Raw genomic sequence first — 26628 nt, 5'->3', positions numbered from 1 at the left:
CCTCGTCGTCTAAACTGCGTCTGTTCTTCGTAACAGTCGTCGTCCACGGCGAGCGAGCGCTAGGCTCACCTCTCACATCCGCGACGGACTCGTGTCGCTTCTCTCGGTACGACCGATACTGAGCAACAGCACTGTCTTCGGGGGGTCCGGCGTTCACAGCGTCGAGCGCGTCCGCTCTCGACTGCAGCGATTAAAAAAGAAAGACTGTGTTCCTGATTACTCGTCGGCGGAAGCGTCGGTCTCGTTGACCGGCTCGCCGCCGTCGGATGAGACATCCGACGAGGATCGCGAATCGTTGATTCGCTCACCCCCATCCGTTGCGAGTTCCGCGTCTTCTTCGCCGCCGTCCGCGACGGCCGTCTGAAGCTTGCGGTCGAACCAGTGCCACTCTGCCGTGACGAGGTTGTCTTCGGCGAGGTTCCACGGGTCACCGTCTTCGACCTTGCGCCCTTCGAGCCACGACTGGACGAAGTTCCAGACGAAGATGACCTGACCGACGAACAGGATGAGTGCGCCGACGGTCGCAATCTGGTGGAGCGTCGCGAACTGTGGCAGGTACGTCGCGTAGCGACGAGGCATGCCACCGTAGCCGAGCAGGACCATGACGAAGAACGTCAGGTTGGTCCCAACCATCGACAGCCAGAAGTGCCACTTACCGAGCGTGACCTGGTACATCCGGCCGGTGTAGATGGGGAACCAGTAGTAGAGGCCAGCGAAGCCAGCGAAGGCGATGGCACCCATGACGATGTAGTGGAAGTGACCGACGACGTAGTACGTGTCGTGGAGCACGAGGTCCACCGGAATCGACGCGAGGAAGACACCCGTCACGCCGCCGATGATGAAGTTCGACACGAAGCCGATACAGAAGAGCATCGGCGTCGTGAGTCGAATCTTTCCGTTCCACATCGTCGTAATCCAGTTGAACGTCTTGACTGCACTCGGAATCGCAATCGCGAGCGAGACGGCCATGAACGAGGCGCGGAGACGGGGGTCGATACCCGTCGCGAACATGTGGTGCGCCCAGACACCGAACGAGAGCACGCCAATCGCGAGCGTGGAGTAGACGACGAACTTGAACCCGAAGAGGCGACGACCCGCGAAGCGGGGGAGCACGAGGCTCACGATACCCATCGGGGGGAGCACGAGAATGTACACTTCGGGGTGGCCGAAGAACCAAAACAGGTGCTGCCAGAGAATCGCGCCGCCTTCGAGACCGAAGAACATCGTGCCGAAGTTCCGGTCGAGGAGCAGCATCAGGATGGCGCTGCCGAGGAGCGGGAACGCGAACAGGATGAGGCCCGACTGGGTGAGGATGGTCCACGAGAAGATGTCGAGGTTCGCCCAGGAGACCTTCTCGTTGCGTTCGGTGAAGATGGTCGCGATGAAGTTGATGGCACCCATCGTGGCCGAGACACCAGAGAGGTGCAGGCCGAGGAGCATCAGGTCGACACCAGCGTTCGCCTGGTTACCCGACCCGACACCGGCCGAGAGCGGGGTGTACATCGTCCACGCCGTCTGCGCCGGAATGACGTCCGGAATGGGGAAGAACCCGGCCCAGATAAGCAGCGCTGCGGGTGGCAGAAGCCAGAACGCAATCGCGTTGATTCGGGGGAACGCCATGTCGTCCGCGCCGATGAGGAGCGGGATAAAGTAGTTCGAGAACGCCGCGATGATGGGCGTCCCGAACAGGAAGAGCATGGTAATCCCGTGGCTGGTGAGCAACGAGTTGTAGAACGTGTTCGAAATCAGTGTACTCGCAGGGTCGGCCAGTTCGAGGCGCATCACGACGACCATCAGGCCACCCACGGCGAAGGCGACGAGGCCATACGCGCCGTAAAGTATCCCAATGTCCTTGTGGTCGACAGTCGTCAACCAGCGAATAACCCCGGACGGTTTCTCCTCCGAGACGTACTGCTCTGTGCTTCCGACGGCCCCACCGCCCGCGAGTGGGGTGTACGACCGCCAATCTTCGACCCGCGCGAGCCACGCGGCGACGGCGATGAGGAAGATCCCCATCAACACCGTCAGTGCTAGCTGTCCGTTAACCTCCATGGAAGTGGGTGAGGAGTGCAGGGTAATGAAAGATTCGGGAACGCCCTGCGATTCGGGGGGTTTTAAGCGGTTCCTTCGGCCGCTTCTACTGCGTCACCGTCGTTCGGTTCTTCGAGTTCTGCCTCGGCTTCTGCGTGTTCTTCGTGGAGTGGTTTCACGCCCGGGACAGTCGCCTGTCCTGGGGGGTAGACGGTGCTGGTGTGTTCGGAGCCAGCGATAGCCTTCCCCGAGAGGTACGTGAGGGCCGCGAGCAGGATGAACGACCCAACCATGATGCCGTACTGAAGCCCCGTCGTGAGCGAGTCGAATCCGAAGGGGTTGACGAGAGCGAAGCCCACCACGAAGAACAGGATGATGACCAACGGTACCATGTTGACCGTCAGGTCGAGGATGGTATCCTTGTCGAAGGTCTTGCTTGCCATATCGAGACACTCGGGGACGCCGTTCAAATAGATTGTTGGTTTCTCGTTCGCCCCGGCGGCGGTGCTCTCTGTGCAGTTCTCACGAGAAATCCCAACGACGTCCGTCGAAAAACGACCGTTAGCGTCAGAAATCTATATCGTTGGCCGCTGGTCGCGGACGAACAGTTCGAAGACGCCGCCGCCGACGAGGAGGAGGAATCCGGCGACGATGACTGCGTATCCGCGTGTAGCGAGGGCCACATCGGTGAACACGAGCCAACCACCGAAGGCGAACATGATGGCAGAGAGAACGACGAGCGACTTCATGGTGGATTTCACGTATCCCGACTCACGGAGTATCCCTGCGATACTCCCGCCGAACAAAACTAGGCCGCCGACGGAGAGCGGAAACAGGTCGAACAGGAGACCAAGTTCGGAGATGGGAATTCCGAGCGCAATGAACACTGGCCACGGACTGGCCGTGCGGTACTGGTCGGAGAGTCCCGGCGCTTCGTCCATACCCGCCTGTTAGACTGTGTGGTAACAAGCCCTTCGGAACGAGGGTGGGTACTGAGGGGTGAGCACTGAGACGTGAGTTAGGGAAGCGAGATACCTTGCCGTGCGAGATAATCGCTGAGTGCCCGAATCTCTACTGGACTACCGATGATTCGGCACGTCTCGGGCGTGTGTTCGTGGAACGAGACGACGAATTCTGCTTCGATTTCCTCCCGAACGTCGTCCAGAAGGTCGTACTGAAGCACGATTTGGGTGCTATCACGGAGCGTCCCAGGGCTCGGCATCGGTCGTTGTTTGTGGGTGTTGAATTGTCCGTGTATAATCGTGACGAAGTCTGTTCGCCCGCGTATACGCGTACGTGAATGAAATTGTCACCGTTCGAAGAAGGTTCAGTCTACCTTCGACGGTTAACCACTGGTGTCGGTCACAGAAACCACGAGACGCCTGTACAGAATCCATGTGTTCACTGACGAGTAGCACCCCCACGACTCTTCGAGTTCGAAGGAAAGGGTTTTTCGACGGACGCAGCGGAAGTTTGGACAATGGGACTGGAGGAGGACATCGAAGATATCCGCGAGGAGATATCTAATACGCCCTACAACAAGTCGACAGAGGCGCACATCGGTCGACTGAAGGCGAAACTCGCGGAACTGAAAGAGAAACTCGAGAACCAGAGTTCGGCTGGTGGCGGTCAAGGATACGCCGTCGAGAAGACGGGCGACGCGACCGTCGCACTGGTTGGATTCCCCAGCGTCGGAAAGTCGACGCTCATCAACGCCCTCACCAACGCGGAGAGCGAGACTGGCGAGTACGAGTTCACGACGCTCAACGTCAACCCGGGGATGCTGAAGTACAAGGGTGCAAACATCCAGATACTCGACGTTCCTGGCCTCATCGAAGGTGCTGCGGGAGGTCGTGGTGGCGGCAAAGAGGTGCTCTCTGTCGTCCGCACGGCCGACCTCGTCGTCTTCATGCTCTCGGTGTTCGAAATCGACCGATACGAGCGACTCCAAGAGGAACTGTACGCCAACAAGATTCGCTTGGATACGTCGCCGCCGAGTCTCTCTATCACGAAGAAAGGGAAAGGTGGCATCAACGTCACGAAGAGCGACAACGTCGACCTCGACGAGGAGACCATAAAGGGAATCCTCCGTGAACACGGGTTCGTCAACGCCGAAGTCACGCTTCGGGGTGAGACGACGATCGACGAACTCATCGACGGCATCATGAAAAACCGCGTCTACTTGCCGTCTATCGTCGCCGCCAACAAGGCGGACCTCATCGACCAGGACTATCTCCCGACTGTCGAGGCGGACCTCCGCGAAGTCGGCCTCGACCCCGACGAAGTGACGTTCATCAGCGCCGAGGCGGAGAAGGGACTCGATGCCCTGAAAGAGGAGATGTGGGACGCACTCGGACTCATCCGAATCTACATGGACAAGCCCGGGCGCGGCGTCGACTACGAAGAACCGCTCATCCTCCGTGAGGGTGACACCGTCGACGACGCCATCCACGAACTCGGTGCGAAACTCGACGAACGGTTCCGATTCGCTCGCGTCTCCGGACCGAGTGCGAAACACGACGAACAACAGGTCGGCCGCGACCACGAACTGAAAGACGAAGACGTCCTCCGCATCATCGCACAGCGGTGACGTCTGACCACCGGATTCGTCCCGACGCTCGTGGACTGACTCCGGAACGTGCGAGACTACTCCTCGTCCTCGCTGTCGGTGTCGTTCCGTGGTCTGTACAGACGTTCACCACCGGGTCCACGACGTTTCTCTTCGCGTGGGGTCTCGTCTCTCCCTCTTCGGGGAGTCTCACGACCATCACCGACTTCTTCTTCCGCTTTACGATGGGGCTCCCAGACTACATCCTCGTGTGGCCCGTCGGCGTCGCGTGTTACGTTGTCGCACTCGGGAGTTCCCTCTCTGGGTATCTCTTCGGACGGGAGGACGTCCGAATAACGGCGGCAGGTCTCGTTCTCGCCGGTGTGACACAACTCGAAGTCGCGCGTGGGTTCTCGGTCCAACCCGGCCGTACCGCGTGGCCACTGGGAACGATTCTCCTCTGGGCAGTCGCGGGCTATCTCTACTGGTCACACCGCGCGACGTAGACCGCTGAAACAGCGTTGTCACCGTCGAAACCGCGTCGTCAGTCGTCTGCGGTCGCCTCTGGACGATAGCTTCGACTCACCGCTTTCCACGGCCCCGTACGGAACCGATAGTAGTTTAGCGTCGCCGGAATCGACGTCTCGGCCACGAACGCGAGGTAGAGTCCGACGAGGCCGAGCGACGTGACCGACCCGATGTACGCGAGCGGAATCGACCCGAGGAACATCCCGACGAATTGGCTCCCGAACGTCCATCCCGTGTCGCCACTGGCATCGAGCGGTCCTGCTGCCCCGCCGGAGACGCCTTGGAGGATGACGGCGATACAGGCGACGTACACGAGGTCGACTGCAATCGGAACCGCTGGGTCGGACGGGTTGTTGACGAATCCGAGGACGATTGGACGGGCGAACAGGGCGACGAGGACGGCGGACACGAGGTAGGTCGCGACGGCGAATCGGATGACTTCGTGTCCGTACGCCTCTGCCAGTGTCTCGTCGTTCTTCCCGAGTGCTTGGCCGACGAGACTCGACGAGGCGAGTCCGAACCCCCATCCGGGCGTGTTCATCAGTCCCCAGATACGCCGTGCGATGACGAACGCGGCGACCACGTCGGGGCCGAAACTGTCGAGGATGGCGAGCATCGGGAACTCTGCGACGGTCCAGACGAGATTCCGGCCCATCACGGGGAGCCCGATCTCGACGAGGTCACTGAGTGTCGCGAAGTCGAGGAACGGTCCAAACGGGTCGATTGTGACCGGGAACGCGCCGACGCCGGGAAGTGCTCCGCGTGACAGCCCAATCACGAACGCACTGGTCACGACGACGTTCGAGAGGACGGTTCCGAGTGCTGCTCCTTCGACGCCCATTCCGAGGCCGAAGATGAGTACCGCGTTGATGACGATGTTCACGATGGCACCGCTCGCACGCAAGACCATCGCGGTGTACGCGTCGTCGGACCCGACGAGGACTCGACTTCCGATGAGGTTCAGCCCGGCGAAAGGAACACCGAGACCGACGATTCGGAGGTAGTCGGCACCGAGTTCGATGGCCTCGGCGTTGTTGCTGAGCAGAGAGATGAGTTCGGTCGGGAACGCCCAGAAGACTGCCGTGACCGGGAGTGTTGCGACGACAGTGAGGAGCGCACTCGACCGGACTGCCAGTCCTAACTGTTCGAGTGCATCTGCACCGAACCGTTGTGAGACGAGTGCGATGGTCCCACCTGCGATTCCGCCGCCGAGTGCGAAGGCCAGTCCCCAAAAGGGCCCGGCGAATCCGACACCAGTGATTGCAACGGTTCCCGAGGCGATGCCGACCATCGCCACGTCCACCGCGTTCTTCGACATTCGGGCGATGCCGGTGACGATGCGTGGCCACGCGAGGTCGGCGGTGCGGACCGCACGCTCACGGTCGACGAGGCCGACGCGGGAGAGTGCAAGCCCGATTCCGACGATGAGGAGGCGGATGGGATTGGGGACCGAGGGCACGACTGTGTCGTAACGGTGGCGAGTACTTATGCGGCACGTAACGACACGAGCGCCACAGAGACGCCGTGTGCCAACTACCGACGGGGGGTTCCGCGTCCGGTACGTTTTTCGCCAGTGCGACACATCTCACGTCTATGTCTGGAACCCTCGACCACGTGATGATCCGTGTCGAAGACCTCGACGAGTCGATCGACTGGTACACGACTCACCTCGACTACGAAGAGAAAGGTCGCTGGGAGGCCGACACGTTCACCAACGTCTATCTCGGCCCGGAAGACCTCCACGAAGACGGCGCCGTGCTCGAACTCACCTACAACCACGGTGACCACTCCTACGAGATGGGTGACGCGTGGGGCCACATCGCGGTTCGTGTCCCCGAAGACGAACTCGAAGAATCGTACCAACAGCTCATGGACGAGGGCGTCGAAGACTACCGCGACCCCGAGTCCTGTGGTGGCCGCTACGCGTTCGTCAAGGACCCAGATGGCCACGAGGTCGAAATCGTCAAGCGCGACCACGGTGCCAAGTGGAGCCTCGACCACACGATGATTCGTGTCGAGGACGCCGACGAGGCGCTCGGCTTCTGGACGCGGAAGTTCGAATACGAGCACACGGGCCGCTGGGAGTCCGACACCTTCGCGAACTACTTCATGAAGCCCGAAGGGGCCGCCGAAGAAGCGATGGCAGTCGAACTCACCTACAACTACGACGGCCGAACCTACGACATGGGTGACGCGTGGGGCCACCTCGCTGTCCGTGCCGACGACCTGCACGACTACTGGGAAGTCCTGATGGAACGCGAAGCAGAAGACTACCGCGACCCCGAGTCCTGCGACGACATGTTCGCCTTCACGAAGGACCCTGACGGGCACGAAGTCGAGATTCTGCCAGCTGACTTCGAATCGCCCGAATAACACGCTGCGAAATCAGTCGGTCGACGGCTTTCTTTTTCGATTGTCAACAAGTAACAAAACAAGCCGTTAGTTGATTCTCGTTCTTGTTGACAAAACTGAATGAATTGCCCAAAAGAGTGTATCTATACCAAGAAGATACACAAAGCATATATAATGCCAGCAGATAGGTCCGACCGTACCCCTACTCAAGGTGATCCCAGCGAGTAACCCCGTGCCCGAACCTACCCTCGGGCTCATTTGGGAGGAAAGCTGCTTCGCCGCTTGCAGACACATCTAACTAACAATGACACGCAACAAACAGATCCGCGCAGTCCTGCTCGCGGCGCTGATGGTTTTCTCGGTTTTCGCCGGGTCCATCGCGTTTACGGGTAGTGCTGCCGCTGCTCCTGCGCCTGACTCCATTAACCTTGGAAGTGGAGCAGGTACTGCAGTCAGTTTGGAAGCAGGTCCTTCTGCTTCCATCTCCACCGTATCGGTGGATGACAATACCACTAGTACCGACACGCTGATCGCTTGGGTTGACGTCGACGGCGACGGAATCCTTGACGAAGGTGAGCCGAACGCGTCTGCCACCAGTACCGGAGCAAACGCCGGTCAGTCTCTTGGCAGCTTCGACCTGAGTTCTGTCGACGCGGGCACTTACGACGTGGCCGCTGCTGAGGACACTGACAATTCAGTGGACTACGACGAGACGGCTAACACCACCGTTGCGGACCAGCTCACGGTTACTGCCGCTGAGAACCCGTCTGTCCTCTCCGCAATCCAGTACCCAACTGGTGTGGACGCATCCACGGCTAACCTCGAAGTCGCATTCAGTGAATCGGTGACCATCACCAAGCTCAACGTCACTGACGGTGACTCCAGCCTCGCTGAAGTCACGTCCGGTACGAAGAGCTCCCACACGTTCTCCCTGAGCGAGATCAACACGAGCGACCTCGAAGTCGAGTACGAAATCACGGACGATGCCGGTAACACGATGACCGGCACCAAGGACGTCACCTTCGCACCCGTCTTCGTTGGCGACTCCGGCACGGCAAACAACACGGCCTACAAGGGCTCCAACGTTGCAGTCGTCGCTAGCAGCGCCAACACGGACGTCGAAGTCACGGCCTCTGACGAGGACAACGACTACGTCTTCGCTGGTTCCACCGGCAAGAACAGCAAGGTTTTCGTCTTCAACACTGAGGACCGCGCACTCGACACGTACGAGTTCGACTTCGGTACGGTCGACGCCGCTGAAGGCTCCGTTGACGTTCGCGACCTCGGTCTCGACGTCTCCGTCGACGACCTCAACATCACGGACGAGGATGACCTCGAAGGTACGGTCACGGCAAACGCCAACGGCCGCACCGTCGACGTCGTCGCAGTCGACTCTGACGACGACGAAGTCGCTTCCCAGACTGTCGAACTCGACGGTCAGGGTGAAGCTGCTTTCAACCTCGGTTCGCTCGACTCCGGTAACTACACGGTCGAAGTGACGGACTCCTTCTCTGGAGTCACCGTCGTCTCCGACTCTGTCTCGGTCTCGAAGGCTAAGGACTCCTCGTCCGACTTCGGTTCCAACGTCGTCACCGAACAGGTTGGCGACATCGCAGAAATCACCGTCACCCTCGAGGGTACGGATGAAGCAGACGTCATGATTGGCGGCGACGACGTGGGTTACACCGCGAACGTCTCCGTCACTGACGGCAACGACGACGGCGAAGTTGTCCTCCTGTTCAACACGTACGACGCTGGCAACCCAGCATCGTTCGACGTTGACGACAGCGACGACAGCGTCTCCGTCACCTCCGACAACATCACGACCGGCGTCTCGGGTCTCCTCGACGCTGGTGACTACGGTCTCGAAGTCGCAACTGGCGACGATGCCGACAACGTCGGCACCCTCGTCCTCGAAGAGCGCAGCACGGACTCCCAGGCTGTCTGGACGGCCCCAACGGGCACCGAAGTCACTGAGGCTTCGGACGTCTACGACGCCATCGAAGACGGCAACCTGACGCAGACTGACTCCGTCGCCAACGGCGACGTCGTCGTCCACCAGGTCGTCGCAACGGGTCTCGAAGGCGCCTTCGACGCTGAGAGCTTCGACGACCTCACGGGTACGCAGTTCGACGTCACCGTCGAGCAGACGAACCCTGGTCCAAACCGCGACGCCAAGGTCCTGGGCATCAACAGCTCCAGCGCCACGGTCATCGCTGACGGCGAGAACGACACGTACTTCATCGTCTACGACCTCGACGACGTCTCTGCTTCGCGCACGGACTCCTACAGCACTGGTGCTGACCAGTTCGCTGTCGAGGACGACGATGCATTCAACGCGACGTTCACCGTCCTCGAAGACGGTGACCTCGCCGACGAAGACGAAAACGCATCCGCTGAATTCGAAGTCGTCGCTCCTGAGCTCTCGCTCGGAGACGACGCTAACGTCTCGGCTGCCGCAGAGCAGACGCTCTCGGGCTCGGCATCTGTCGCACCCGGTACGGCTCTCACCGTCCGCGTGAAGTCCACCGGCGACACCCAGCCGCGCTTCCTCAAGACGGCAACCGCATACGTCCAGGCTGACGGTTCGTTCTCGTCCGCATTCGACTTCTCCGAACAGAAGGAAGGCGACGAGTTCGAAGTGACTGTCTCCGTCGACTCTGGCGACGCTGAAGACGCCTCCGCAGAGGGCGTCGTTGGCCTCGTCGAAGAGACTGAGACGGCAACCGAAACGCCTGAGGAAACCGAAGAAACGGCAACTCCGACGGAAGAGCCGACGGAAGAGCCAACCGAGGAACCCACGGAAGAACCAACGGAAGAGCCGACTGAAGAGCCGGCAGAAGAGACCACTGAATCCAGCACGCCTGGCTTCGGCGTCGTCGTCTCCCTCGTCGCTCTCGTCGCTGCGGCTCTCCTCGCAGTTCGCCGCGACTAAACCTCGCTAACTAACCACCGGGTTTTCCCGGTTCCCTCAATTTTTTTATTGACCTCGACCCGTGAGCGACAGCGTCGTCACGAGTCACACGTCGATACTGTCACAGAGTTCGACCGGTCGCGCATCGTCGGCGCACGCAACGACAAGGGATTTATTTCGTCCACGTGTTCCAACACGTATGCCCGGTCTGCTCTCCGATATCCTTGCTTGGGTGGCCATCGCCGCCTTCGTCGCTGGTGTGGTCGCAAACGGGCGCGACCGCGAACTCGGGCGACGAGTGATGGCTGCTGCGTGGGTCCTCTTCGCCATCTTCTGGCTCCAACTCATCCCACACTTCACGCTCGTTCACAAGAGCTACATCGAGGGGTTGTTGACCATCGCTGCGGTCCCCGCGTCACTCTACGCCGGCTGGCTTCTCTACAGCGGTCGTGACACGTTGTTCGTCCTCTCGCGTGCCGTCGCTGCGATGGGAATCGTGTATCTCCCGTTCGAGACGATTCCCGCGTTGACGCTCTTCGGGACGACGATTCCAGCACCCCGCGGCTTCTTGATGGAGACGGTCGCCGCCCAGACGAACTTCCTCATCCAGTCGCTCGGATACTCGACGAACATGATCCCGGGTGACGAGGGATATCTGAACACGTTCCTGTGGATGCAGGGGTCACACAGAATCGAGATTTCCGTCGTACTCGCGTGTACGGGACTGGGGAGTATCGCCATCTTCGCAGGCCTCATCGCGGCCGTCGACGCCCCGATTCGACGCAAACTCCGTGGCCTGGCTATCGCCGTTCCGATTATCTACGCGCTGAACCTCCTCCGGACGACGTTCATCACTATCTCCGTCGGAAAGCAGTACTTCCACGTGTTCGTCGACGAAGTGTTGTTCTTGTTCGGCTCGTCGGACCCGTATCTGGTGTCGTTTTTCATCTCCGACCGCATCATCAGTCAGGTGCTCGCGGTCGTCGCACTCATCGGCATCACGTACTTGGTCGTCCGTGAGGTCCCAGAACTCCTCACCGTCATCGAGGACGTGTTGTACATGGTCACTGGAGAAGAGTACGACCTCCACTCCGAACTGGGCTTCGAGGGTCGAAACGACCCACGAGCCTAAGTAAGAAGTAACCCCGAAAGCTGTTTTTCCTCTCGGTTCGGCTATTTGCGGTTCCGGCGGGTGAGTTTGTCTACCGTTCGTCGTAGTCGAACAGGTCTTCTGGTGCTCCACCAAGCCCCATCAGCGCGTCCGCTTCGACGTGGTGTACCTCTCCGGGGATGATGAGCATGTGAAGCGGGTCACCGAAGTCCTGTTTAGCGAGTTCACTCAGTCGGTCGGCCGCAACGACTGGTTCTCGGCTCCCCGCCCGACAGACTGCAACGCCGAGTGCGTCGCCGTCCCAGTGTTCTGCGAACAACTCGGCGGCGTAGTCTGCGGTCATGTACTGGTCGCCTTCGACTTCGACGCCGCGGCGACCTTCCCAGTCGACTTTGATATCCAGATAGACGAGCGTGTGCAACCCGCGTTCGCGGTTCGCTTCGAGTGAGTCGACGACGCTCTTCGGGACTGGGTCGCCACCGTGGACGTACGGGAACGGAAGGGTGACTGCCTTCCCGAAACGGTAGTTCTGGAGCCCAGTGAGCCCACTCGCTGCAGACTGGGCGGTGACGCCGTGGATGAGGTGCGTCTCGATTCCTCGCGCTTCGGCCCGGAGGCGGAGATCGACGTGTGTCGTCGAAATCATCGTGTCGCCGGCAGTGAGGAACGCTACGTGCTCTTCCTCGGCGGCCGCAAGAATCTCTTCTGGGTCTTGTTCGACACCAGCCCGGTCGCGTACTTCGATGTCGATGTCGTGGTACGTTTCGAGGTCTTCGACGGTCGCACCGACGAGGTGGCTCGTGTAGAACTCTGCGAACGCACGGTCGGCATCGGCGAGTGCCTCGCGTCCTTCGACGCTGATAGAGCGCTCGTCGAAGAGACCGAGTCCGATGAAGGTGAGCATACCTCTGCTCTGTCGTGGGCGGTGATAAACGGCGTGACACGGTCGTTCGGCAATGAGTGAGAATCTGCAACACTTCTAAATATGTTGACGGAAAATATCTCCTCTATATGGCAACGAGTAGCCGTGTACTAGAGACGAAGCTGTTTGGACAGGACGTAACGTTCGAATACTCAGAGCGGTGGGTCGGTCTCTCGCTGTTCATCATGCGAATCGTGATGGGATGGACGCTGTTCCAGGGTGGCGTGACGAAACTCGTCACGTACCTGGATGCGGACCCCTCGAACAATTGGACTGCTGCTGGCTTCCTCGCGAACGCCATCCCACCCGGGAACCCCCTGGCTGGCTTGTGGATGTCGATGGCTGGGAATCCGCTCATCGACCAACTCAACATGTGGGGGCTCACGCTCACTGGATTGGCGCTCATCCTCGGTGCGTTCGTCCGGTTTAGCGCGTTCTGGGGTGCAATCATGATGCTGTTCTACTGGGCAGCGGCACTCGAAGGCGGCATCCTCGCTGGTCTTCCACTCGCCCACGGGTGGGTCGTCGACGACCACATCGTCTACGCCGTGTTGCTGTTCGGACTCGGTGCCTTCGGTGCCGGGAGAATCCTCGGCGTTGACGCCTACCTGGAGAACTTGGAGTTCGTCAAGAAGAACAGGTGGATGAGCCTCGTCATGGGTTGACGCGACCGCACTCCCTCGGTATCGTATCGGCCCTTATTTTTGTGAATCCCTGCGCTACACGGCTTCTTTCGACATCGTCTGATTTTGTGTGTCGTGCCCTCGACCCACAATAATCTGCTGAATTGACGTGTTGTATGCCCACTACAAAACGACACCCGACAGAATTACTTCGACTGCTGTGTTCTGTTCGAACAATGACGGACACCCGAGCGACGGTTATCTGCCCCGCGTGTGGTCTCGAAGAGCGGTTCTCGAAACTCGCCGACGCCCGTCTCCGAATCGAACACCACCGCGAAGAGACGGGCCACGACCCCGACTGGAAGTTAGGCCGCTTCGCACCCGGTGTCGAGAAGATGGGTGAGGAAGCGGGAGTGTGTGGAATTCCTGAGCGCTGACCGCGCGGTCGATTCTGTACAATCGGATTGTGGCGCTTCTCAGACCTGTTGTGCCTGCTACGCTGACTCGCACTTATGCCAATTGACAGAGTATAATTACGAATGGTCGAAGCCTACATCACGATTCAGACTGCCGCGGGAACCGCACAGGACGTCGCCAAACAAGTCAGCACACTCGACGGGGTACGCAAAGCCAATGTCGTCGCCGGCGAGGTCGATGTCATCGCAGAAGTCGAAGCGGATGTCGAACGCGACCTACTCAAACTCATCTCCGACGAGATTCACACGATCGACGGCGTCGGCCGGACGAGTACGTGTATCGTACTGGAGTGACGAGAGTCTGTGTGTCGCCGTGCAATCGGGATTGTGAACCTCGGTCGCTCTGCTCACTTCGTTCGCTTCGCTCCCTGGTTCAAATCCCTCCAGAGTCACTGATTCACCCGCTCACGAGTACCGAGCACACGAGGTGCTCGGCGTGTGAGTTTCGCGGGAAAAGTAAGCCGGTGGAGGGATTTGAACCCTCGGCCTATTCCTTACGAAGGAATCGCTCTGCCAGCTGAGCTACACCGGCGCGGTGGGCTTTCGAACGCATTCTTTCGTACCCCGGTTACGTAATTAAGACTTGCGAATCAACCCTGTGTCTGTCGGTCGTCACCACGTTGCGCTACGGGCGCTTCGTCAGGCGAACGTCCAAACAGACGTTGTACTCGTGTGGGGCGTACGACCGGACGATTTTCTCCTCGATGACCTCCACATCGTACTCCTCGTCGGCGGCGGCGCGGACCGCAGCGAGACCGGGGCCGAACGGGTCGTCTTCGTGCTGGATGTCGTAGAGGTGGATGATGCACTCGTCGCCGGCGAGTCGAACAGCGGTGTCGAGGAACTCGTCGGCGCTGTGGGGTAGGTTCATGATGAGGCGTTCTGCCCACCCTTCGTAGTCGTCGGCCACCTCGCGAACGTCGCCGTGGACGGCTGTGACCCGGTCGGACACGTCGTTTCGCTCCGCGTTCTCTCTGAGGAACTCGACGGCCGCTTCGTTCAGGTCACAGGCCACGACGTCGGCGCCCGCTTCGGCCGCCGGGATGGCAAACGGGCCGACGCCGGCGAACATGTCGAAGACGTGTTCTCCCTCGCGAATCTGTTCGACGACGCGGTGTCGCTCCGTCGCGAGGCGCGGTGAGAAGTACACCGTGTCGATGTCGAGGTGGAGTTCGGTGCCGTACTCGCGGTGGACCGTCTCCGTCGAGTCGCCGACGAGAACGTCCCAGTCTCGAACCCGGAGTTCGCCCTTGATTTTCGAGGCGCGGTTCACCACCGTGTCTGCTTTGAGGTCTGAGTCGACGATGGCCGTGGCAATCTCACGGGCCCGTTCTGTGTCGTCTTCGTCGAGGATGACGATGTCGCCGAGTCGTTCGTACGACGGTTCGTACCCGAGGATGTCTGCGGGCGTCGTCTGTGTCTCTCGCGTCGGTGGTTCGAAATCGACCACTTCGAACTCGGTCGGAACCGAGTCGGCAGCGACCACGGGGATGTAGAGGTCCCCCTCCACGACAGTAATCTGGTGTTCGTGGTCCAACAGGTCGGCGTCGGCGAGGCGTTGGCGTGTCGCTTCACCCGATTCACGGGGAACACGGACACAAGGGACGTTCATATCTGGACCACTGCCCGACTCCGAGTAAGCGTGACGCTTCGGCGTCGGTATATAATACCTTGATAAATCAGGGAGTATCTATTCCCAACTACCCGATATACGTAGATATGCCCACCGTACTACGACACTGTCGTGCTAGTGGGCGTGCCTCTGACAACAGTTTTGGGCCTTGCCCGGGCCCTTTCGAGAGATACCAGTCAAAGTAACTGCATTTTATACGCTCCATTCCGATGGTGGTGAAAATGAGTTGCATCGCGGAGTTCACCATTACCAGTCAAGCCCTCCCGTTGACGACTGCCATCGAGTACGCACCTGAGATGCGACTCGACGTAGAGCAGGCCGTCGCCGCCGACCCTGAGCGCCCAGTGCTGTTCTTGTGGGCCTGTGGTGGTGATTTCGACGCGTTCGAAGAAGGGATGAGAAACGACGAGACAGTCGGCACTCCGAAACTCATGGAGTCACTGCCGACACGGAGGCTCTACCGAGTGCAGATATCGGACGCCGCAGGCGCGGTCGTCTACCCGAACGACGTCGAAGTCGGCGCATCACGTCTCGACGTGTCGTTCACGACGGACGGTCTCCACACGCGAATGCGATTCCCAGACCGGGACGCACTCGTCGAGTACCGGACCCTCTGTACCGAGATGGGTCTCGAGATGTCGGTCCAGCGAATCTACAGCGGCGACACCACGGGGACGACCGGGTACGGCCTGAGTGAGAAGCAGCGACAGGTGCTCACGCTCGCCGCCGAAGAAGGCTACTTCGAGGTCCCACGGGAAGTGTCGCTGTCTGACCTCGCTGCCGAGCTCGATATCTCTCCCCAGTCGACTTCGGAACGACTCCGCCGTGGCATCGCCACACTCGTCGCGTCCACCATCAGTTCGGATATCCCCTCGAATCGGTAGCCTTCACACGTCGACGTGGTCGGTGTCGATGCCGAGGAGCGTCTCTGCGTCTTCGACCCAGTCGGCGACCGACTTCATCTTCCCGTCGCGTTCGTGCGGGTAGACTGCCTCGACGTCGTCACCCTGGAACACCACGACGAGTGTCTGTGGGAGGACGACTGTATCGTGTGCAGGTCCCATCCGACCCGACCCGACTTTCGCGTGTTCTTCGATAGTCGGCAGTTTCACGCCTTCCCGTCGCGCCCACTGTCTGCACGCAGCGAGTCGCTCCCGAATGAGCGCGTCGCGCTTCGTCGGCGCCATATCCGTTTCGACGTCGACGTTGTGGTTCCAGGTCCGCAGACACATGTCGTTGAGGAAGCCGTCCGTGACGAGGCGCTCCATGCGGACGACGAGGGTTTGGTGTTCCTCACCGAGGCCGTCGCGAATCGGTCGAATCCAGAGTTCTGCAGTTCGGTCGTTCGTGGCTTGCATCTGTAACTCTCCAGTGAGTAAGTACGAACGCGAACAGCATAAGGCGGAATCTCACTTCTCACCCCCCGAGAAATCTGCCGGATTTGGCCTGCTGTGTCGCGTGGGTATCCGGTTTTATCGCGCTTGCACGCGTCTTCTCTGTCATGTTCGACCACATTCTCGTCCCCACGGACGGGAGCACCCACGCAGAGCGTGCTGCCGAGTACGCGGTCGACCTCGCGGCCAAGTACAGCGCGGCACTCCACGTCCTCTACGTCGTCGACGTGCGGACGACGCACGCCGACACACCGGTGACGGACGACGACCTCGAGACTCGTGGTGAGGCGGCAGTCGAGGTCATCGCTGAACTCGCTGCAGCGCGTGACGTCCCCGTCGAGACAGAGATTCGCGTCGGACTCCCGGCCGAGACAATCGTCGACTACAGTGACGAGCGGAACGCCGACCTCGTCGTGATGGGGACTCACGGGACGAGCGGCCTCGAACGCTACCTCATCGGAAGCGTCGCCGAGCGAGTCGTGAGACTCTCGGACGCTCCAGTGATGTGTGTTCCGCCTGTTCCGCGCGACACGTGAGGTCTGCGGAGAGGGAGCTGTTCAGAGACGTGCAACGGTCGGCCGGACCACTTACCGGACGACGGTCACACTGACGCTCGCACGACTCGCGACGAGTTCTGCGACGCTGCCGAGAAGGAGGTTCGTCTCGCCGGTGCGGCCGTGTCCCCCGACGTAGATGGCGTCGGCGTCTTCGTCACTCGCGTACTCGACGATGCTCCGGGCGGGGTCGCCACGGAGCGTCTTCGTCCGGACTTCGACACCGCTCCCGTCGGCGAGTGCGGTGAGTTCTTCGAATATCTCGTCTGCGAGTTCGTTCGCTTTCTCGTACCACTCGGCCGACCCGTGGAGCGGTTCGAGGGTTACGTCGACGTCGAGAGGAGCGCTGTACCCCGGGTCCGTGGGGTCGATGACGTGCAGGGCGATGACGGTCGACTCAGCGTCCGCGAGCGCCTGTTCGAACGCTCGCTTCGACAGCGGTGACCCGTCGACTGCAACGAGGATGATCTCGGGCATGTGTATCGTTACGCACTCTCGACACAAAAACGCTCTCGCGGCGGGATTTTTCCTTCCAGCGCACGACCCCATCCTTGTGACTCGCGTCCCGACCCTCTTCGAATCGACCCGCGACCGGTGGCAGGCGACGTTCCTCCTCGTCGCTCTCGTCGCGGCCATGGTCGTCGTCGGGTCGGTCGTCGTGAACCAGTATCCGTTTCTCGCGGACCCACAGGAGCTCAGGACGGTGCTTCTCCAGGTCGGTCCTCTGGCGCCACTGGCGTTCATCGCCGTGCAGATTCTTCAGGTGCTGGTCGCGCCAGTCCCCGGACAGGCGCTCGGGTTCGCCAGCGGCTTTCTCTTCGGTGCACTCTGGGGGACGGTCTACAGCATGGTCGGCATCGTCATCGGGACGACGCTCGCCGTCGTGCTCGCACGTCACTTCGGTCGTCCGTACGTCGAACGCGTCGTCACGGCCGATGCACTCGCGCTCTTCGACGACACGGTGGCAACCCACGGACTCGCCGTCCTCTTTCTCATCTTTCTCGTCCCCGGCCTTCCCGACGACGCCATCTGCTTTGCGGCAGGTCTCACGGACATTCCGGTCCGTCGAATCGTCGCCGTCGCCGCAGTCGGCAGGTTGCCGGGGTTCTTGTTGGTGAACCTCGCGGGTTCGGCGGCCGCCAATAGCGAGCCGATTCTCCTCGTCATCTTCGTCTCCGCCCTCGTGTCGGCGTCGGTTCTCGGGTTCCTCTACCGTAGACAGATACTGGCCGTGTTCACCGAGTGAACTGCGGGAGTTCGGTTACTCGGCGAATACGAAGTTGTCTACCGACGATTTTCACACGCTCGGTGCCAGCGGTACGATGAATATCACTGGCGTTGCATGTTCTACTATGTGTGGGGTTCGACCATGAAAGATCGAGTGGCAGAACCGAACGAGAGCGTCTGCCCGTACTGTGGTGTGGGATGTGGCATCCGATACGATGCAGACCGTGAGAGTGCAGTTGGGTGGAAAGGACCGGTGAACCAGAAGGGCGAACTCTGCCCGAAGGGCGCCGCGGCGTGGGACGTCGTCGACCACGAAGAGCGATTGACTACTCCGCTCGTCCGCGTGAACGGGACGCTCGTCGAAGCGACGTGGGAAGAAGCGTTCGACCGTATCGAACGCGAGTTCGACCGCATCGTCACCGACCACGGTCCCGACTCGGTGTTCTTCTTCACGTCGGCGAGTTGCACCAACGAAGAGAACTACCTCCTCCAGAAGACGGCACGAAAACTCGGGACGAACAACGTCGATAGCTGTGCCCGCCTCTGTCACGCGTCTACGGTGGCCGCGATGCGCAACCGGTTCGGTGCCGGTGCGATGACGAACTCCCTCGAAGACCTGATGGAGGCGGACGTGTTCCTCGTCACGGGTGCGAACCCGGCCGAACAGCATCCCGTCATCTTCCGGTCGTACGTGCTCCCGGCGCTCAAATCCGGGGCGAAGCTGATTCACGTCGACCCCCGAGAGAACGCGACCACGAAGGCGGCGGACATCCACCTCCCCGTCAAACCCGGCTTCGACATCCCGGTGTTGAACGCGATGGCGGCCGTCATCGTCGAGGAAGGATTGGTCGACGAAGCGTTCGTCGCTGAGCGAACCACCGGATTCGACGGCCTCCGAGCGTACCTCTCCGAACTCGACGTGGACGAAGAAGCAGAACGCGCTGGCGTGGACCCAGAGGACCTCAGAGCGGCCGCCCGTGCCTACGGTGAAGCAGGCCGGGCCGCCATCTTCACCGGCATGGGAATGAGCCAGCACCACTGCGGGACGGACAACGTCCACACGCTCATCAACTTGCCACTCCTCACCGGCAACGTCGGCAAGGCAGGAACGGGCGTGAACCCGCTTCGTGGCCAGAACAACGTTCAGGGAACGGGTGACGTGGGTGGCCTCCCGAACGCCCTTCCGGGATACCGTGACGTGACCGACGCGGACGCCCGCGCCGCCGCCGCCGAGGTGTGGGGGTTCGAACCTCCGGAAACACCTGGTCTCACTGAAGTCGAAGCGACCCACCGCTTTGGCGACGAAGTCCGCGCGGCGTACGTCTTCGGGGAGGACCCCGCCATGACCGAACCGAACACGAACTACGTCAGAGCGCAGTTCGAGAAACTCGACTTCTGCGTCGTCCACGACATCTTCCCGACGGAGACGTCGAACTACGCCGACGTGATTCTCCCGGGAAGCGTCTGGGCGGAGAAGTCTGGCACGGTAACCAACACCGACAGACAGGTCATCCGCATGCGACAGAACGTCGCGCCGCCGGGGAACGCCCGGACTGACCTCGACATCCTCCGTGAATTCGCCGCACGCGTCGCTGGTCTCGAATCGCCCGAGACGCCAGAAGGCGTGTTCGACGAACTCTGCGCGGTTGCACCAATCTACGCGGGAATGTCGTACGAGGGAATCGGAACCGGCAGTCAGCGATGGCCGTTCCCCGAGGGCGCAACCGAGGGAACCACATTCCTCCACGCAGACCGGTTCGAGAACGGGTCGAAGACCGCTTCGCTCCGAGTCATCGAACACGTCGACCCGGCGGACCCCGTCGAAGACGACGAACTCGTTCTCACGACGGGACGCGTCCTCCAGCACTTCAACAGCGGCGCGCTCAGTCGTCGCTCTGGCGTGTTGATGCGGATGCGCGGCGAGGACGTGCTCCAGATACACCCTGACGACGCCGCTGCCCGGGGAATCGAAGACGGAGCCCGGGTCCGTATCGAAAACGAGCGCGGAACCGTCACCGTCGCCGCCGAAGTCACACCCGCAATCAGGCGAGGAACCGTGTTCACGACGTTCCACTACGCCGACCCACTCGTGAACAAACTGACCGGTAATGCACTCGACCCGACGGCAAAGATACCCGAGTACAAACACAGCGCTGTCCGCGTGACAGTCGAACCTGACACCGATGACTGACGCACCCCTCGACGTGACGCTCGCAGACGCGCTTGGAATCGGCCCGAACGACCTCGCGTGCGTGGTCGGGGCGGGCGGGAAGAAGACGCTCATCTATCGACTCGCCCGCTCGCTTGACGGCGTGGTCACGAGTACCGTGAGAATTCCCATCTTCGACGACGAAGTCGCCGAAGTGGTCGTCACCGACGACCCCGTCGAGACCGTCGCAGAGACCTCGACACGTCCACTTGGCGTCGTTCCAGAGCGAGAGCGACCGGACCGGTACCGCGGCTACGACCCGTCAACTGTCGCCGCCCTCGGCCGCACCACCGACGACGTGGTGTTGACCAAGGCCGACGGCGCACGGTCGCGATGGCTGAAAGCACCTGGGGACCACGAACCACGACTGCCCGACAGCACAGACCTCGTCTGTCCAATCGTCAGCGTCCGTATCGTCGGCGAGCCACTGGCCCACGAGCGGGTCCACCGACCAGAACTCGTCTCGGAGGTGACCGGAACGGACCTCGGTGACCCCATCTCGGCGTGGGACGTGGCCGCGACACTGACGAGCGACCGCGGTGGACTGAAAGACGTCCCCGAGACGGCCCGCGTCGTCCCTGTGCTCAACATGGTCGACACGGAGAAACACGAAGCGAACGCCGAAGAAATCGCCGGGTGGGTACGCGAACATCCCCGAGTGGACCGCGTCGTCGCGACCCGTCTCGTCGCAGACGATCCCGTCGTCGCTGTCTACTGACGTGGCAGTGGTCGGACGCTACTGACTGTACTCGCTCACTCTGCTTCCGTTCGACGCGCGCGAATCGCGCTCTCTGCTGCGGCGAACTCTTCTCGTGTGTTGATGTTCTCGAAGGTACGCGGGTCGAACCGCGCCAACGTCTCCGGACCGACGGTTCGAACGTCGAGTGAGTCGAAGGCATCGAGTATCTTTCCGCCACCCTGTTCGAGAACCGCGTTGGCAGCCGCCGAGACGGACTCTGTTCGGTAGACTGCCTGTGTCGTCTGGAACCAGCCGTCTTCGACCTGTGGAACGACGACATCAGCGCCCGTCTCGGTGGCTTCTGCGACGAGGAACGTGAGGAGCGACGGGTCCACGAACGGCATGTCGCACGCGACGACGGCCGAGAGCGGTGCGTCGGTCGCGTCGAGACCAGTCCGGATACCACCGAGTGGCCCGGTGTCTGGGTCCGTATCGACAGCAATCGTGGCATCGAGGTCGGGACAGGCCGATTCGAGTGCGCTGGCTTGGTCGCGCCGGCAGTTGAAGACGAGTTCGTCGGTGACGCTCGTCACTCGCCCAGCAGTTCGGCAGACGAGTGGGACGCCGTCGAGTCGTGCGAGGGCTTTGTCCATCTCGCCGAATCGTCGTGAACGCCCACCGGCGAGGATGACGCCTGCGACGCGAGTCATCGTGCCGTTTCGCGTCCCGTCAGCTCGTCGTAGACGAGTTCGACGATGTGGAGTTTGAGGTCGTCTACGTCTTCGTCGAACACGCGGACGCCACCGTACAGCCTGTTGATGGTTGTTTCGTCTGGAAGGTCTTCGTCCGGAAGCACACGAATTGGCCCTCGGGCCATGATGCTCCACGAGTCCTTACCGGCGTCTTCGTAACAGATGAACGTCGCTTCGTCGGTCTTCTCGATGTAGTCTAACTTCTTGCTGTGGCCGTCGTCAGTCAAGCGAAAGAGGAGGCGCCCGGCCGGTTCGTCGAGGTGGACGTGAACGGGAATCGCGTACGACCGATTCCCGTCTGCCAGCGACAACACGCCGGACGACGCCTCGTCCAGTCGCTTCGAGATGGCCGCAGCGTCCATCCCCACCGTATAGACGTACCTGATGTCTCTCATACAGTCTCTTCGCACCGCCGACACATGAAATGGCTGCCCGGTGCTGTCGGGCGATTCGGCACAGGTCAGTCCTCGAGTAACGCTTCGAGACTCTCCGATGCGGTCTCTGTGAGTCCATCGAGTGCGTCTTGGGCGGCGTCGGCGACGGCACCTGGGTCACGGTACGAGTCGCCGAGGCCGACTTCACGACGATGCCACTCACCGCCCGCGTGAGCGTAGATATCGACCCACCAGTAGAGCGTGAGGCCTCGTGCGAACTCGGTGATGACGACCCGGTACTTACTCTCGGGAGACTCGTAGATGACCTGTGCGCTCGCGTCGTCGGTGTCCTCGTCGATGACGAGGGTCCACCCTGCTGGAACCGAGAGCGAGAAGGGGTCGTCAGTCATCGGATTGGACGACGAAGCGGAACACCTTGATTGGTGCGCTCGCGGCAGTGTCTGGGACGACACACCAGCCCGGGACGCGCTGCCGTCGAACCACGGCGGTCACTCCACCGACCGCGCCGAGTTGGCGACCACGAGGAGGCTCGACGTTCCCATCGCAATCGCGGCGAAGAGGGGGTTGAGGACGCCCAGTGCGGCCAGTGGGATGGCGACAGCGTTGTAGCCGAACGCCCACGTCAGATTGCCGCGGATGCGTCGGTTCACACCCGCCGAAAGCGAGAACACCTCCGGAATCGCGTCGATGTCGCGGCCGACCAGAACTGCGTCTGCGGCGTCGCCAGCGATGTCGGTTCCAGTACCGAGTGCGATACCGATGTCTGCGGCCGCGAGCGCGGGCGCGTCGTTGCTCCCGTCGCCGACCATCGCGACAGTCCCACGACTCCGCAGGCGTTCTACTGTCTCGGCTTTCGCCTCTGGGGGGACGCCCGCGAACACGTCCGTCACGTCCGGGTGGTCGCGGAAACGCCGTGCTGCTCGTTCCGAGTCGCCAGTGAGGACGACCACGTCTCGTCTGCCGTCGTCGGCGACTGCGGCGACAACGTCGTCCCACGCCTCGCGGGGTTCGTCACCGACCACGAGTACCGCTCGGGCGCGGTCGCCCTGCCCAACGACAACTGGGACTGCACCCTCGTCACGGGCGTTCTCGATGGCGTTTTCGAGGTCTTCACCGACGACCATCCCCTCGTCGCGCACGAGCGCCGGATGCCCGACGACGACACGTTCGCCGTCGACGGTGCCAGAGACACCTCGGTCGTGAACGAGGGCGTCGTCTGCCGAGAGTTCCGGAATCTCGACACCGGTGTCTTCGGCGGCCGCGACGGTTGCCGACGCGAGCGGATGTGCAGAGAACCGTTCGAGCGCTGCGGCCGACCGAAGCGTGGATTCGTCACCGTCGATTCGGAGGACGGCCATGTCGCCGTCGGTGAGTGTCCCTGTTTTGTCGAAGACGACCACGTCCACGTCGGGGACCGCTTCGAAGACTGCTTCCGAGGCGACGACGATGCCGCGACTCGCTGCCTCTTTGATACCCGACGCGACGGCCAGTGGCGTGGCGAGACCGAGTGCGCACGGACACGAGACGATGAGCACCGTGAGGCCGACGAGGAGCGCCGTCGTCGCCGACTCACCACGGAGGAGCGTCCATCCAAACGCGATTCCAGCGAGGACGAGGACGGTGGGGACGAAGATGGTCGCGAGTTTGTCCGCGAGGCGCTGGACACCCGAGCGAGCGCTCTGGATGTCCCACAGGAGTTCGACGAGTCGGTCGAGCGTACTCGTCGCGTCCTCACCGACTTCCACGGCGAGGGGGCGGTCTGTGACGACGGTGCCGCCGAGGACGTCGTCGCCGGGGCGCTTCGTCCGCGGCATCGACTCTCCCGTGACGAGTGCTTCGTCGACTGCTGCAGTCCCTTCGTGGACTCGTCCATCGACGGGAACCCGTTCTCCCGGCCGGATTTCGACGATGTCGCCGGCTTCGAGGGCCTCGACACTGACAGTCTCGACGCCGTCGGCGGTCCTGCGGCGGGCCTCCGAGACGCGCGAGGCGGCGAGGTCCGAGAGCATCCCGGCCGCTTTCCGCTTGATTCGGTCTTCGTAGTAGTTGCCGAGCGTCACGACGAGGATGATGGCGACGGTCACGTCGAAGTAGACGTGTGTCTCGCCAACGACGACGGCAGCCGTCGAGTATACGTACGCGCTCGTCGCCGCGAGCGAGACGAGAAGGTCCATGTTCGGTTGGCCGGCACGGAGGCTGACGACCGCCCCTCGAAGGATGGGGAATCCGGTGTAGAACAGGACGATGGAGGTCATCAGCCAGATGTTGCCGAGGATATAGATTCCGTCGAAGACGCCGAGTTCGACCACTGGCGAGAACCCGACGTAGGTTGGGTACAGAAACAGAATGTACCACAGCATCACCATCATTCCGAAGACGCCGCCGCCGATGACGAACCGTGCGACCTGATTGTCCGTCCGTTCTGCGGCCTCACGTTCGTGTGGGTCACGAGTTCCGTACCCGTACCGCGAGAGTGTCCCCGAGAGGCCGTCGAGGTCTGCGGTCTCCGGGTCGTAGGTGACGCGAACCATATCGTTGGCGTAACTCGCATCCGCGGCGTAGACGCCGTCACAGGACCGCGCCGTTCCGGAGACGAACGCCTCACAGGTGGCACAGTGCATCCCTTCGACCGACATGTAGGTTCGCTCGGCACCATCGGGGACGGCTTCTGCCTCGCCTGCGAGTTCCTGCTCGACTGTCTCGGGGTCGGCGGTGGCCGCGTCCCCGAGCGTACGAGTGATTTCGAGGCAGCCACGACAGCAGAACTCGCCGACGGGGTCGTCGGCCGTCACGGGCGGTGTCGGTGTCGGCAACCCACAGAGGTCACACCCACTGGTGTCGCCGTCAGCCTCGCCGCGGGACTGCGTCTTCGTCGCCATGCTCACCCCAAAGGTTGGTAGAAGGGGACGTGAAGGTGTGGGACAGAGACACCGAGTAGCATCAAGCCATGTGACAGCGGGATGTATCCGAGGACGAGGAATGCAGCACCGAGCGCCCGGTGAAGGACTGCACGCCGACGCACAGACACCTGTCCGAGGAGCGTTCCGTAGAGGAAGAGCGTCGGAATCGTCCCGAGTCCGAGTAAACCGAGCAACGCGGCCGCTCGAATCGGGTCACCGGTGGCGAACGCGTATAGGTACGCGGGATAGATGATGGGACACGGGAGGAGGCCGTGTACTGCGCCAAGGCCGAGGATTCGAGGGCCTCCGACGAGTCTGTCGACCCGTGCCGTCGCCCATCCACTGACGCGCCCGAACAGGCGCGTGACGGGTGCAGGTGTGAGTCGGTCGAGTGCTGCCGACCGGCCGACGAGGTAGCCGACGCCGGTGAGGATGATTGCGGTTCCGACGAGAAGACCAGTCGTCGCGCGGACACCACTTCCGATGGTCGCGAGTGAGTCGAACGCGCCGAAGAACACGCCACCGACGAGGGCGAAGAGCGCGCCGATGACGGCGTAACTCAGCGCCCGCCCGACGTTGAACAGCGCGTGCTGGCGCACGTGAAGCAGCGTGAGCGACTCGGTCCCAGCGCGGTCGCTCAGTCGGTCTGCGTAGACGCTCACGAGCGGTCCGCACATTCCGAGACAGTGTGCACCACCGAGGAGCCCGACGAGGAGAAAGGCTGCGGCCTCGGGTGAGTTTGCGGGAAGGGCGGGTGGTGTCATCCCACCGTCCATCTTAGACGGCCTGTTCTTGCTCTACTTCGTGGTCGGACTCGTGATCGTGTCCACCTTCGGTCGGACTCATCAGGAGGTAGATGATGGTGGAGATGAGAAGCACGTTAATCGCCGTTACGACGCCCGCGAGCGGGTTCTTCGTCAGTCCAAAGACGATTGCCGGCAGGAGTGCCAGTAGTGCGACCGTTCCGGCACGACGCGGAGTGAGTTCCATATCGGTTGATACGCGGTCGTATTGTTTCGGATTTCGCTTATTCCAACGTGATGAGAATCGCCTTCGGTTTTGAAGGTACGTTCTTGCTCATGACCGGGTATGGCCGTTGATTCGACAGCAGAGGGGAGCGCCGCGACCCCTGTCTCGCAGACCGCAGAGTCTGCGGACGTGCCAGCAGATGCGGCGACTCAAGGTGGGTCTTCGGACCCACCTGTAGATTCTATCGTCGGGACGGCCGACGACGGTATCGTCCGGCAGATTGGGCACGACGATTTCGACCCAGTTGGAACGCTCATACTCGTTCTCATCTACATGGTCATCCTTCTCTCGATGTGGGTGTTCATGTACTTCATCGAGTACCTCGGGCGGGGACTGACGGTGGTGGGCTAA

29 protein-coding genes and 1 tRNA gene are annotated in these 26628 nt (G+C 61.5%); 14 read left to right on the top strand and 16 right to left on the bottom strand.

Going from position 1 to position 26628, the window contains the following annotated elements:
• Positions 1 to 216: 216 nt before the first annotated feature.
• From GJR98_RS13625 to GJR98_RS13610, 4 genes are all read right to left on the bottom strand, one after another.
• On the bottom strand, positions 217 to 2016 hold the full coding sequence (locus GJR98_RS13625; protein WP_151139460.1) for a cbb3-type cytochrome c oxidase subunit I: 1800 nt from the start codon (positions 2014 to 2016) through the stop codon (positions 217 to 219).
• Positions 2017 to 2114: 98 nt separating this feature from the next.
• Positions 2115 to 2474 (bottom strand): DUF6684 family protein, encoded by a 360-nt coding sequence (locus GJR98_RS13620; protein WP_151139189.1) that lies wholly within the window; start codon positions 2472 to 2474, stop codon positions 2115 to 2117.
• 132 nt (positions 2475 to 2606) lie between these two features.
• Complete coding sequence (locus GJR98_RS13615) at positions 2607 to 2972, bottom strand: DUF7541 family protein (RefSeq protein ID WP_151139188.1); 366 nt, start codon at positions 2970 to 2972, stop codon at positions 2607 to 2609.
• Between the two features lie 77 nt (positions 2973 to 3049).
• Positions 3050 to 3253, bottom strand: a complete 204-nt coding sequence (locus tag GJR98_RS13610; protein ID WP_151139187.1) for a VNG_1110C family protein — start codon at positions 3251 to 3253, stop codon at positions 3050 to 3052.
• Between the two features lie 258 nt (positions 3254 to 3511).
• Here GJR98_RS13610 and GJR98_RS13605 point away from each other — a divergent pair, with 258 nt between their 5' ends.
• Both GJR98_RS13605 and GJR98_RS13600 read left to right on the top strand, forming a co-directional pair.
• The gene (locus GJR98_RS13605; protein ID WP_151139186.1) at positions 3512 to 4621 is read left to right on the top strand and encodes an OBG GTPase family GTP-binding protein; all 1110 of its coding nucleotides are present in this window, start codon (positions 3512 to 3514) and stop codon (positions 4619 to 4621) included.
• The gene (locus tag GJR98_RS13600) at positions 4618 to 5085 is read left to right on the top strand and encodes a TIGR04206 family protein (protein ID WP_191965471.1); all 468 of its coding nucleotides are present in this window, start codon (positions 4618 to 4620) and stop codon (positions 5083 to 5085) included. The genes GJR98_RS13605 and GJR98_RS13600 overlap by 4 nt, the downstream gene beginning before the upstream one ends.
• 38 nt (positions 5086 to 5123) lie before the next feature.
• On the opposite strand, the gene GJR98_RS13595 is transcribed toward GJR98_RS13600, so the two are convergent.
• The gene (locus GJR98_RS13595) at positions 5124 to 6566 is read right to left on the bottom strand and encodes an MATE family efflux transporter (RefSeq protein WP_151139185.1); all 1443 of its coding nucleotides are present in this window, start codon (positions 6564 to 6566) and stop codon (positions 5124 to 5126) included.
• 134 nt (positions 6567 to 6700) lie between these two features.
• On the opposite strand from GJR98_RS13595, the gene GJR98_RS13590 reads away from it, so the two are divergent.
• The 3 genes from GJR98_RS13590 to artA all read left to right on the top strand — a co-directional run bounded on the left by GJR98_RS13590 (position 6701) and on the right by artA (position 11505).
• The gene (locus tag GJR98_RS13590; protein WP_151139184.1) at positions 6701 to 7480 is read left to right on the top strand and encodes a VOC family protein; all 780 of its coding nucleotides are present in this window, start codon (positions 6701 to 6703) and stop codon (positions 7478 to 7480) included.
• 283 nt (positions 7481 to 7763) lie between these two features.
• Positions 7764 to 10394, top strand: coding sequence for an ArtA-dependent S-layer glycoprotein (locus GJR98_RS13585; protein WP_151139183.1), 2631 nt, complete (start codon positions 7764 to 7766; stop codon positions 10392 to 10394).
• A gap of 178 nt (positions 10395 to 10572) precedes the next feature.
• A complete protein-coding gene (gene artA, locus GJR98_RS13580) occupies positions 10573 to 11505 on the top strand; it encodes an archaeosortase A (RefSeq protein ID WP_151139182.1) in 933 nt (310 codons plus the stop codon).
• Positions 11506 to 11575: 70 nt separating this feature from the next.
• On the opposite strand, the gene dph5 is transcribed toward artA, so the two are convergent.
• Complete coding sequence (gene dph5, locus GJR98_RS13575; protein WP_151139181.1) at positions 11576 to 12388, bottom strand: diphthine synthase; 813 nt, start codon at positions 12386 to 12388, stop codon at positions 11576 to 11578.
• 107 nt (positions 12389 to 12495) lie between these two features.
• Between dph5 and GJR98_RS13570 the strand changes: the two genes are divergently transcribed.
• The 3 genes from GJR98_RS13570 to GJR98_RS13560 all read left to right on the top strand — a co-directional run bounded on the left by GJR98_RS13570 (position 12496) and on the right by GJR98_RS13560 (position 13799).
• A complete protein-coding gene (locus GJR98_RS13570) occupies positions 12496 to 13071 on the top strand; it encodes a DoxX family protein (protein WP_151139180.1) in 576 nt (191 codons plus the stop codon).
• A 194-nt stretch (positions 13072 to 13265) separates the two neighbouring features.
• Positions 13266 to 13466, top strand: coding sequence for a DUF7542 family protein (locus tag GJR98_RS13565; RefSeq protein ID WP_151139179.1), 201 nt, complete (start codon positions 13266 to 13268; stop codon positions 13464 to 13466).
• Positions 13467 to 13568: 102 nt separating this feature from the next.
• Complete coding sequence (locus tag GJR98_RS13560) at positions 13569 to 13799, top strand: Lrp/AsnC ligand binding domain-containing protein (protein WP_151139178.1); 231 nt, start codon at positions 13569 to 13571, stop codon at positions 13797 to 13799.
• A gap of 165 nt (positions 13800 to 13964) precedes the next feature.
• Here GJR98_RS13560 and GJR98_RS13555 read toward each other — a convergent pair.
• Positions 13965 to 14037, bottom strand: a tRNA-Thr gene (locus GJR98_RS13555).
• Between the two features lie 93 nt (positions 14038 to 14130).
• On the bottom strand, positions 14131 to 15117 hold the full coding sequence (locus GJR98_RS13550) for a class I SAM-dependent methyltransferase (RefSeq protein ID WP_151139177.1): 987 nt from the start codon (positions 15115 to 15117) through the stop codon (positions 14131 to 14133).
• Positions 15118 to 15359: 242 nt separating this feature from the next.
• Here GJR98_RS13550 and GJR98_RS13545 point away from each other — a divergent pair, with 242 nt between their 5' ends.
• On the top strand, positions 15360 to 16022 hold the full coding sequence (locus GJR98_RS13545) for a helix-turn-helix domain-containing protein (RefSeq protein ID WP_151139176.1): 663 nt from the start codon (positions 15360 to 15362) through the stop codon (positions 16020 to 16022).
• Between the two features lie 3 nt (positions 16023 to 16025).
• On the opposite strand, the gene GJR98_RS13540 is transcribed toward GJR98_RS13545, so the two are convergent.
• Positions 16026 to 16496 carry an HTH domain-containing protein gene (locus GJR98_RS13540; RefSeq protein ID WP_151139175.1) on the bottom strand — a complete coding sequence of 157 codons (471 nt, stop codon included), beginning with the start codon at positions 16494 to 16496 and terminating at the stop codon, positions 16026 to 16028.
• 143 nt (positions 16497 to 16639) lie between these two features.
• Between GJR98_RS13540 and GJR98_RS13535 the strand changes: the two genes are divergently transcribed.
• Positions 16640 to 17068 (top strand): universal stress protein, encoded by a 429-nt coding sequence (locus tag GJR98_RS13535; protein WP_151139174.1) that lies wholly within the window; start codon positions 16640 to 16642, stop codon positions 17066 to 17068.
• 51 nt (positions 17069 to 17119) lie between these two features.
• Here the strand turns inward: GJR98_RS13535 and GJR98_RS13530 are convergent, their stop codons facing one another.
• Positions 17120 to 17563, bottom strand: coding sequence for a universal stress protein (locus GJR98_RS13530; RefSeq protein ID WP_151139173.1), 444 nt, complete (start codon positions 17561 to 17563; stop codon positions 17120 to 17122).
• Positions 17564 to 17639: 76 nt separating this feature from the next.
• Between GJR98_RS13530 and GJR98_RS13525 the strand changes: the two genes are divergently transcribed.
• From GJR98_RS13525 to yqeC, 3 genes are all read left to right on the top strand, one after another.
• The gene (locus tag GJR98_RS13525; RefSeq protein ID WP_151139172.1) at positions 17640 to 18332 is read left to right on the top strand and encodes a TVP38/TMEM64 family protein; all 693 of its coding nucleotides are present in this window, start codon (positions 17640 to 17642) and stop codon (positions 18330 to 18332) included.
• A 135-nt stretch (positions 18333 to 18467) separates the two neighbouring features.
• Positions 18468 to 20504 carry a formate dehydrogenase subunit alpha gene (fdhF, locus tag GJR98_RS13520; protein WP_151139458.1) on the top strand — a complete coding sequence of 679 codons (2037 nt, stop codon included), beginning with the start codon at positions 18468 to 18470 and terminating at the stop codon, positions 20502 to 20504.
• A complete protein-coding gene (gene yqeC, locus GJR98_RS13515) occupies positions 20497 to 21240 on the top strand; it encodes a selenium cofactor biosynthesis protein YqeC (RefSeq protein ID WP_151139171.1) in 744 nt (247 codons plus the stop codon). Before fdhF ends, yqeC begins: the two co-directional genes overlap by 8 nt.
• Positions 21241 to 21275: 35 nt before the next feature.
• Here yqeC and mobA read toward each other — a convergent pair whose 3' ends face one another.
• The 6 genes from mobA to GJR98_RS13485 form a co-directional block, all read right to left on the bottom strand.
• A complete protein-coding gene (gene mobA / locus GJR98_RS13510) occupies positions 21276 to 21911 on the bottom strand; it encodes a molybdenum cofactor guanylyltransferase (RefSeq protein WP_151139170.1) in 636 nt (211 codons plus the stop codon).
• Positions 21908 to 22348: a pyridoxamine 5'-phosphate oxidase family protein gene (locus GJR98_RS13505; RefSeq protein WP_151139169.1), complete on the bottom strand. Its 441-nt coding sequence runs from the start codon at positions 22346 to 22348 to the stop codon at positions 21908 to 21910. Before GJR98_RS13505 ends, mobA begins: the two co-directional genes overlap by 4 nt.
• A gap of 65 nt (positions 22349 to 22413) precedes the next feature.
• The gene (locus GJR98_RS13500; RefSeq protein ID WP_151139168.1) at positions 22414 to 22737 is read right to left on the bottom strand and encodes a hypothetical protein; all 324 of its coding nucleotides are present in this window, start codon (positions 22735 to 22737) and stop codon (positions 22414 to 22416) included.
• Between the two features lie 99 nt (positions 22738 to 22836).
• On the bottom strand, positions 22837 to 25227 hold the full coding sequence (locus tag GJR98_RS13495; protein ID WP_151139167.1) for a heavy metal translocating P-type ATPase: 2391 nt from the start codon (positions 25225 to 25227) through the stop codon (positions 22837 to 22839).
• A gap of 2 nt (positions 25228 to 25229) precedes the next feature.
• The gene (locus tag GJR98_RS13490) at positions 25230 to 26024 is read right to left on the bottom strand and encodes a sulfite exporter TauE/SafE family protein (RefSeq protein WP_151139166.1); all 795 of its coding nucleotides are present in this window, start codon (positions 26022 to 26024) and stop codon (positions 25230 to 25232) included.
• A gap of 1 nt (position 26025) precedes the next feature.
• Positions 26026 to 26238 (bottom strand): hypothetical protein, encoded by a 213-nt coding sequence (locus GJR98_RS13485; protein ID WP_151139165.1) that lies wholly within the window; start codon positions 26236 to 26238, stop codon positions 26026 to 26028.
• Between the two features lie 168 nt (positions 26239 to 26406).
• On the opposite strand from GJR98_RS13485, the gene GJR98_RS13480 reads away from it, so the two are divergent.
• A complete protein-coding gene (locus GJR98_RS13480; RefSeq protein ID WP_151139457.1) occupies positions 26407 to 26628 on the top strand; it encodes a hypothetical protein in 222 nt (73 codons plus the stop codon).

It is taken from the genome of Haloferax marinisediminis, assembly GCF_009674585.1.
Taxonomy (GTDB): Archaea; Halobacteriota; Halobacteria; order Halobacteriales; family Haloferacaceae; genus Haloferax; species Haloferax marinisediminis.
This window is presented reverse-complemented; position numbering and strand designations above follow the sequence as displayed.

Excerpts from the sequence above, each read along its gene's own strand:
- GJR98_RS13625 (WP_151139460.1), bottom strand. The coding sequence starts at position 2,016 with ATGGGGATCTTCCTCATCGCCGTCGCCGCGTGGCTCGCGCGGGTCGAA.
- GJR98_RS13620 (WP_151139189.1), bottom strand. The coding sequence starts at position 2,474 with ATGGCAAGCAAGACCTTCGACAAGGATACCATCCTCGACCTGACGGTC.
- GJR98_RS13615 (WP_151139188.1), bottom strand. The coding sequence starts at position 2,972 with ATGGACGAAGCGCCGGGACTCTCCGACCAGTACCGCACGGCCAGTCCG.
- GJR98_RS13610 (WP_151139187.1), bottom strand. The coding sequence starts at position 3,253 with ATGCCGAGCCCTGGGACGCTCCGTGATAGCACCCAAATCGTGCTTCAG.
- GJR98_RS13605 (WP_151139186.1), top strand. The coding sequence starts at position 3,512 with ATGGGACTGGAGGAGGACATCGAAGATATCCGCGAGGAGATATCTAAT.
- GJR98_RS13590 (WP_151139184.1), top strand. The coding sequence starts at position 6,701 with ATGTCTGGAACCCTCGACCACGTGATGATCCGTGTCGAAGACCTCGAC.
- GJR98_RS13585 (WP_151139183.1), top strand. The coding sequence starts at position 7,764 with ATGACACGCAACAAACAGATCCGCGCAGTCCTGCTCGCGGCGCTGATG.
- artA (WP_151139182.1), top strand. The coding sequence starts at position 10,573 with ATGCCCGGTCTGCTCTCCGATATCCTTGCTTGGGTGGCCATCGCCGCC.
- dph5 (WP_151139181.1), bottom strand. The coding sequence starts at position 12,388 with ATGCTCACCTTCATCGGACTCGGTCTCTTCGACGAGCGCTCTATCAGC.
- GJR98_RS13570 (WP_151139180.1), top strand. The coding sequence starts at position 12,496 with ATGGCAACGAGTAGCCGTGTACTAGAGACGAAGCTGTTTGGACAGGAC.
- GJR98_RS13565 (WP_151139179.1), top strand. The coding sequence starts at position 13,266 with ATGACGGACACCCGAGCGACGGTTATCTGCCCCGCGTGTGGTCTCGAA.
- GJR98_RS13560 (WP_151139178.1), top strand. The coding sequence starts at position 13,569 with ATGGTCGAAGCCTACATCACGATTCAGACTGCCGCGGGAACCGCACAG.
- GJR98_RS13550 (WP_151139177.1), bottom strand. The coding sequence starts at position 15,117 with ATGAACGTCCCTTGTGTCCGTGTTCCCCGTGAATCGGGTGAAGCGACA.
- GJR98_RS13545 (WP_151139176.1), top strand. The coding sequence starts at position 15,360 with ATGAGTTGCATCGCGGAGTTCACCATTACCAGTCAAGCCCTCCCGTTG.
- GJR98_RS13540 (WP_151139175.1), bottom strand. The coding sequence starts at position 16,496 with ATGCAAGCCACGAACGACCGAACTGCAGAACTCTGGATTCGACCGATT.
- GJR98_RS13535 (WP_151139174.1), top strand. The coding sequence starts at position 16,640 with ATGTTCGACCACATTCTCGTCCCCACGGACGGGAGCACCCACGCAGAG.
- GJR98_RS13530 (WP_151139173.1), bottom strand. The coding sequence starts at position 17,563 with ATGCCCGAGATCATCCTCGTTGCAGTCGACGGGTCACCGCTGTCGAAG.
- yqeC (WP_151139171.1), top strand. The coding sequence starts at position 20,497 with ATGACTGACGCACCCCTCGACGTGACGCTCGCAGACGCGCTTGGAATC.
- mobA (WP_151139170.1), bottom strand. The coding sequence starts at position 21,911 with ATGACTCGCGTCGCAGGCGTCATCCTCGCCGGTGGGCGTTCACGACGA.
- GJR98_RS13505 (WP_151139169.1), bottom strand. The coding sequence starts at position 22,348 with ATGAGAGACATCAGGTACGTCTATACGGTGGGGATGGACGCTGCGGCC.
- GJR98_RS13500 (WP_151139168.1), bottom strand. The coding sequence starts at position 22,737 with ATGACTGACGACCCCTTCTCGCTCTCGGTTCCAGCAGGGTGGACCCTC.
- GJR98_RS13495 (WP_151139167.1), bottom strand. The coding sequence starts at position 25,227 with ATGGCGACGAAGACGCAGTCCCGCGGCGAGGCTGACGGCGACACCAGT.
- GJR98_RS13490 (WP_151139166.1), bottom strand. The coding sequence starts at position 26,024 with ATGGACGGTGGGATGACACCACCCGCCCTTCCCGCAAACTCACCCGAG.
- GJR98_RS13485 (WP_151139165.1), bottom strand. The coding sequence starts at position 26,238 with ATGGAACTCACTCCGCGTCGTGCCGGAACGGTCGCACTACTGGCACTC.